Annotated in this window: 7 protein-coding genes and 4 tRNA genes; 2 read left to right on the forward strand and 9 right to left on the reverse strand. The window is 58.5% G+C overall.

The window, feature by feature from the left end:
• Both PMI31_RS25160 and PMI31_RS25165 read left to right on the forward strand, forming a co-directional pair.
• Window positions 1-464: DUF2515 family protein (locus tag PMI31_RS25160; protein WP_008022125.1), on the forward strand; the 464-nt coding region annotated here is incomplete at its 5' end.
• Complete coding sequence (locus PMI31_RS25165; protein ID WP_008022128.1) at window positions 461-1075, forward strand: hypothetical protein; 615 nt, start codon at window positions 461-463, stop codon at window positions 1073-1075. The genes PMI31_RS25160 and PMI31_RS25165, both read left to right, overlap by 4 nt.
• 167 nt (window positions 1076-1242) lie before the next feature.
• Here the strand turns inward: PMI31_RS25165 and PMI31_RS25170 are convergent, their stop codons facing one another.
• From PMI31_RS25170 to PMI31_RS25210, 9 genes are all read right to left on the reverse strand, one after another.
• Window positions 1243-1689: an Hsp20 family protein gene (locus tag PMI31_RS25170; protein WP_008022129.1), complete on the reverse strand. Its 447-nt coding sequence runs from the start codon at window positions 1687-1689 to the stop codon at window positions 1243-1245.
• A gap of 132 nt (window positions 1690-1821) precedes the next feature.
• Window positions 1822-2781, reverse strand: coding sequence for a tRNA dihydrouridine synthase (locus PMI31_RS25175; RefSeq protein ID WP_008022132.1), 960 nt, complete (start codon window positions 2779-2781; stop codon window positions 1822-1824).
• A gap of 180 nt (window positions 2782-2961) precedes the next feature.
• Window positions 2962-3396, reverse strand: a complete 435-nt coding sequence (locus tag PMI31_RS25180; protein ID WP_008022133.1) for an acyl-CoA thioesterase — start codon at window positions 3394-3396, stop codon at window positions 2962-2964.
• A gap of 49 nt (window positions 3397-3445) precedes the next feature.
• Window positions 3446-4279, reverse strand: coding sequence for an alpha/beta fold hydrolase (locus PMI31_RS25185; protein ID WP_008022135.1), 834 nt, complete (start codon window positions 4277-4279; stop codon window positions 3446-3448).
• A 29-nt stretch (window positions 4280-4308) separates the two neighbouring features.
• The gene (locus PMI31_RS25190; RefSeq protein ID WP_008022137.1) at window positions 4309-4848 is read right to left on the reverse strand and encodes a TetR/AcrR family transcriptional regulator; all 540 of its coding nucleotides are present in this window, start codon (window positions 4846-4848) and stop codon (window positions 4309-4311) included.
• 182 nt (window positions 4849-5030) lie between these two features.
• Window positions 5031-5106 (reverse strand) — tRNA-Glu (locus PMI31_RS25195).
• 80 nt (window positions 5107-5186) lie between these two features.
• A tRNA-Ala gene (locus PMI31_RS25200) sits at window positions 5187-5262 on the reverse strand.
• Window positions 5263-5315: 53 nt separating this feature from the next.
• A tRNA-Glu gene (locus PMI31_RS25205) sits at window positions 5316-5391 on the reverse strand.
• A 79-nt stretch (window positions 5392-5470) separates the two neighbouring features.
• Window positions 5471-5546 (reverse strand) — tRNA-Ala (locus PMI31_RS25210).
• Window positions 5547-5790: the final 244 nt, after the last annotated feature.

The raw sequence follows: 5790 nt of genomic DNA on the forward strand, positions 1-5790 counted from the left end.
GTGAATATCCGGTGTTGTGGCCGGTGGGGCAGGAAATGCTGAAATTCGGGACTGACTACAAGGAAATCCTGCTGGCGTTTGAGGCGATTGAGGCCGGCAATATCGCCGAAAGCGTCGCGTTTCTAGCCACGCACGAACAGGTCAACATCCTGCAACCGTCGATGTACGATGACATGGGACTGAAATGGCTGCTACGTGGCAACCATGCCTCCTACGTCACCAACCTGCCCTCCGGTGCCGCTCAAGCCATCGAGCTGACCCTGGCCAGCCAGTGCCATCCCGTCGATGACGGGCGCACCATTGGATTTGGCAACAACCCCGTTGCCAACCTGGCCGACGTCAATCAACGCATGGCCTTCGTGCTCAGAGCCGCAGGGCAGTTTGATAGCTTGTTGCATAGCGACAAACGTGAACAGATTGAGCAATCGATTCGGGATATCGCCCTAGGTGGGGGCATCCGATGAGTCTGATGCACCGCGTAGGCTGGCGGCGTGGCATTTTGGCACTGGCGGTCATATCCCTCCTGACGCTGTCGGCGATTCAAGTGTTATCGGATGAGCCGGAAATCGCTCTGATGATTGGCGAGCCTTGGGAAGATATGCGCCAACGCTCTAGTGCTGCCATAGATCCGGCCATTCCCGGACATGTATCGTTCAACATTCCGAAGTCCGATGCCCGCCTGCGATTTATAGATCCCCAGTATGGCTTTGTAACTCCGCCGGCCCGATTCTTTGTGATTATTTATAACAAAGAAATGATTATCAGCGTCCGCATGTCCCCACAAATAGAGCCACTACTGCTCGATGACACCCTCAAGGTCGTGCTGGATCTGCAAGACCAATTGCGCTCAGCCGGCTGGACTCCGATCCGAATCGAGGAAGATCCACCATTCGCCGACACCCCCCAATGGCGAGCCCAATTGCGAGACGTGAACAAGGGTGGCACCTCCTATTGGCATGCGGAAGACAAGTTTCAGGTGATGTTGGTGGTTCATCGTTTCAAGGACAACAAGCGCCCCACGGAAGAGCGTTACCTCATTACTCTGGCACTGGCCATGCCATGGACGAACCCTTGACCCTGAGTGTCAAGCAGGCTGGCGACACAGCGTGCTTTGCGGCGCCGGTCCTCTTTCACCTTGTGCGTTACGGCTGGATTTGAGTCAAAAAAAGACCCCGACAAGTCGGGGTCTTCTGGTTTCAGTCGACCGGGTGACGCCCACCCAGCCCGACCTCTGACTCTGACTCAGTGTTGCAGAGCCGGCTTTTGCACTCCGTTGATCGGGATGCGCTTGGCTTTCGCCTCTTCCGGGATCACCCGCAGCAGGTCGATGCTCAACAGACCGTTGCTCAGGCCGGCAGCCTTGATCTCGATGTGGTCCGCCAGACGGAAGGACAGCTTGAAGGCACGCTGCGCGATGCCCTGATACAGATAAGTGACGTCTGTGTTCGCGTCACGCTTGCCGCCACTGATGGTCAGCACACCCTTCTCGACTTCCAGCTCCAGGTCTTCTTCCTGGAAACCGGCCGCTGCAATGACGATGCGGTACTGGTCGTCGCCGTGCTTTTCCACGTTATAGGGTGGATAGGTGCTGCCTGGCTCATTGCGCAGGGCGGTTTCGAACAGATCATTGAAACGGTCGAAACCTACCGAGGAACGGAACAGTGGTGCCATGGAAAATGTAGTAGCCATGATGCAAATCTCCTGAAAACAATCAGCAAGGTTTTTTGTCTCCGCGACCCGAATTCGGCATCGCGTACCCCTTAGATAGGGACCGCTGATTGCATTTCAAGAGATTTTTCGCTGTTTTTTTTAAAAAAGGTTTCAGGCCGCTTCCGCGACCGACAAGCCCAGTAAACGCGAAACCTGATCCAGTTCGGTCTCACGACGCAGGAGCGAAAACAGCTCTACCGCTTCGGGATAATTGCGGGTCAGCATCGCCAGCCATTGCTTCAGGCGCCCCGGCGATTGACGTGGCGTCATCTGCGCCTTGGCTTGCAGCCAGAAGTCCTGGATCAGCGGCAGCAATTCGCTCCAGGTCATCTCGATCACTTCTTCACCGGCCCGTGCCGCGGCGATCTGCCGGGCGAGATCCGGACGCGAAACCAGGCCACGGCCGAGCATGATGTCTTCCACGCCGCTGATCTCGCGGCAGCGACGCCAGTCTTCGACGCTCCAGATGTCACCATTGGCGAACACCGGCACCTTGACCACGTCCTGCACGCGTGGAATCCACTCCCAGTGGGCCGGCGGCTTGTAGCCATCCACCTTGGTCCGTGCGTGTACCACGATATGTTCCGCTCCGCCTTCGGCCAGGGCCGTGGCACACACCAGCGAACCGTCCGGGCTGTCGAAGCCGAGGCGCATCTTGGCGGTGACCGGAATGTGTGCGGGGACGGCACGACGTACATGTTCGACGATCTGGTTGAGCAGCTCGGGCTCCTTGAGCAGTACCGCGCCACCACGGGATTTGTTGACGGTCTTGGCCGGACAGCCGAAGTTCAGGTCGATCACTTCGGAACCCAGTTCGCAAGCCAGCGCGGCGTTTTCTGCCAGGCACACCGGATCGGAACCGAGCAGTTGCACACGCAACGGCACGCCGGAGGCCGTCCGGGCACCGTTGAGCAACTCCGGGCCGAACTTGTGGAAATAGGCAGGCGTCAGCAACTGATCGTTGACCCGAATGAACTCGGTCACGCACCAGTCAATACCACCCACGCGGGTCAGCACATCGCGCAGGATGTCGTCGACCAACCCCTCCATGGGCGCCAAAGCAATTTGCATGAAAAACACACTCGAGGAAAAACGTGCGGCAGTTTACTGGTTTCAGCAGGACTCTGCAGAACATCGCAGATCCCCCTGTAGGAGCGAGCCTGCTCGCGAAAAACCCGAGACCACCGTGGGGAGCCAGGCTGGTCGCGTTATCGTTGACGACCATCGCGAGCGAGCTCGCTCCTACATTGGTTAGAGCGACAACAACGCCGGACCATAACCCTCGATGAACTCCGCTGGCATGCGCTTGGGTTTACCGGTGGAAAGCTCAATGCAGACAAAGGTGGTCTGCGCCCGCAGCAACGTCGAATTATCGCTGGGGCGCTTCAACTGGAAGTGCCGGGTCATTTTCAGGCGCTGGTCCCAATCGACGATCCAGGTCGCCAATTGCAACTCATCGCCGTCATAGGCTGCTGCCAGGTAATCGATCTCGTGGCGCACTACCGCCATCGCCCGGTCCAGCCGCCGGTACTCGACCAGATCCAGGCCAAGGCGCTGGGAGTGGCGCCAGGCACAGCGTTCGAGCCAGGTCACGTAGACCGCGTTGTTCGCGTGCCCCAACCCGTCAATATCCTCGGCACCCACTTGCAGATCAATGATAAATGGCGTTTCCCGATCCCAGCCCATGCCCCACTCCCCGGTCAGATAAATTCGACCGAGGCAGTGTAACGGATGCTCAAGCGGATTGGCGCGATTGCAGACGGCGACCGGCCAGCAGTGATAACACGCCATCAATCACCCGCGGGTCTGCCAGCACCCGCTGATGCCCACCTTCTTGCAGGCGTAGCAAACGGCTGTCGAACCAGGCTTCGTGGATCAACTGAGACTCCTTGACGGAGACCATGCTGTCATCTTCGGCGTGGACGATCAGGCCGGGCATATCGAGCTGATAGTGAGCGACATCCAACGTCGAGGCGCGCATGCCGACGTCATTTTCCACCTGGCGAATGAACGCCGAACGGGCTTTCGGTGGCAGCCCGACATAGCGGGCAAATCCACGCAACACGCCAAGGATCCGCGCCGGGGCGGCAATGGTGACCAGGGTTTCGGTGCGCAGGCCCAACTGCACCGCAAGCATGGCGCTGGCGCCACCCATGGAGTGGCCGATGACCGCTTGCAGGGGCGGCAATTCGGCGGCGGCTTCGAGCATGGCACGAGCAAAAAGCACCACATTCGCCTCGCTGCCCGGCGAGCGACCGTGAGCCGGACCATCCAGGGCGACCACGGAATAACCGGCATCGACCAATGCCGTGATAAGGCTGGCAAACTGCGTTGGTCGCCCCTCCCACCCGTGCATCAGTAAAACGGCCGGGCCCTGCCCCCAACGCAACGCCGAGAGGCCGAAACGCAAGGTGATCCGCTCGGACCTCGCCAACAGCGGCAGCTCCCAGTCACGGGGCGGCAGATCCCGCGGTGTCATGAAGGCCAGTCGCATTTTGCTAGCGACCAGTTTCGGGGCAAACCAGCCCAAGGTGCCATTAACGCCACGTACCCACTTTAACGCGCTCATCGCATTCTCCTCAGGCCGCAGCCTTCAGGTCAGCGCACTGCCGATTTGGCGGCGCGCAGCAATCGATCGGACAACTCTCCCGGCCCCAGCGCCCGCGCCAGAGCCAGCCCACCCACCATCAAGGCCATATCGGCCAGGGCTTTTTCGGTTTCTTCAGGACTGGCCGCCAACTGCGCGACCATCATTTCCACATGCTCATTGAGCGCGACACGAAACGCTTCCGGCAGCCGCCCCAGCTCGCCGACCGATGCCGGGATCGGACAGGCCGATTCGGAGGAATCACGATGCTTGCGCGACAGATAGAACGCTGCCACCAGCGCGCGGCGCTCTTCGCCGGTCAACTCCGCATCCATGTCGGCAATCAGGTCGCGACGGTGACCGAGCAATTGCTTGAACGCCTCAAGCATCATCGCGTCCTTGCTTTCGAAGTGTGCGTAGAAGCCGCCGACCGTCAGGCCCGCCGCCCCCATCACTTCGCCCACACTTGGTTCAGCGGGGCCGCGCTGAATCAGCGCGGCGCTGGCAGCCTTGAGGATGCGTTGGCGGGTTTGAGCTTTTTTATCGTTCATCGTTGCCTCCGAATATTACGACTAGAATATTATTCTCATAATAATTTTACGCAAGTCGTGGATGTGACCGCTGGTCTGAAGAACAGTTTGAAAGAGATGGGAAATTTGGCCAAACGCCAGACAAACAAAAGGGCCATTCAATAATTGAATGACCCTTATAAATCCCGCAGAGCGGGTAATCGTGGCGTCCCCTAGGGGACTCGAACCCCTGTTACCGCCGTGAAAGGGCGGTGTCCTAGGCCACTAGACGAAGGGGACACAAACCCTTCTATACAACTGATCAGTGCTGAGAACTGATCGATTCAAGGCCGGTGTGGCCAGACCTTGAACTGTAAAATTGGTGGAGCTAAGCGGGATCGAACCGCTGACCTCCTGCATGCCATGCAGGCGCTCTCCCAGCTGAGCTATAGCCCCGGATTTTTCGCCTCGCGGCGGAGCGACATCTTGCAACATCGCTTCTGTAAAACTGGCGTCCCCTAGGGGACTCGAACCCCTGTTACCGCCGTGAAAGGGCGGTGTCCTAGGCCACTAGACGAAGGGGACGCAAACCCTTCCATACAACTGATCAACGCTGAGTGTTGATCGCTTCAAGGCCGGTGTGGCCAGACCTTGAAGTGTAAATTGGTGGAGCTAGACGGGATCGAACCGTCGACCTCTTGCATGCCATGCAAGCGCTCTCCCAGCTGAGCTATAGCCCCTCATCGTTGATGTCATCGCTGAGGACGGGGCGAATCTTAAGGGCGTATCGAAAGGCTGTCAAACTTATTTTTCAAAAAATTTAAAATTTTTTGCCGACATAACAATCACTTACCACCCTCCCCCCGGAAAATCGGGGTTTTCCAACTGTAGGAGCTGGCTTGCCAGCGAAGCGGCCCGCTAGATCGATGCAAGCATCAAGGTCGTCTTCGCCGGCAAGCCGGCTCCTACAGGTCCCGCGAAATG

Origin of the sequence: Pseudomonas sp. GM55 (assembly GCF_000282395.1) — a bacterium.
Lineage (GTDB): Bacteria > Pseudomonadota > Gammaproteobacteria > Pseudomonadales > Pseudomonadaceae > Aquipseudomonas > Aquipseudomonas fluorescens_CC.

Bases quoted from the DNA above. Each gene is read 5' to 3' on its own strand.
- PMI31_RS25165 (WP_008022128.1), top strand. From the start codon at position 461: ATGAGTCTGATGCACCGCGTAGGCTGGCGGCGTGGCATTTTGGCACTG.
- PMI31_RS25170 (WP_008022129.1), bottom strand. From the start codon at position 1,689: ATGGCTACTACATTTTCCATGGCACCACTGTTCCGTTCCTCGGTAGGT.
- PMI31_RS25175 (WP_008022132.1), bottom strand. From the start codon at position 2,781: ATGCAAATTGCTTTGGCGCCCATGGAGGGGTTGGTCGACGACATCCTG.
- PMI31_RS25180 (WP_008022133.1), bottom strand. From the start codon at position 3,396: ATGGGCTGGGATCGGGAAACGCCATTTATCATTGATCTGCAAGTGGGT.
- PMI31_RS25185 (WP_008022135.1), bottom strand. From the start codon at position 4,279: ATGAGCGCGTTAAAGTGGGTACGTGGCGTTAATGGCACCTTGGGCTGG.
- PMI31_RS25190 (WP_008022137.1), bottom strand. From the start codon at position 4,848: ATGAACGATAAAAAAGCTCAAACCCGCCAACGCATCCTCAAGGCTGCC.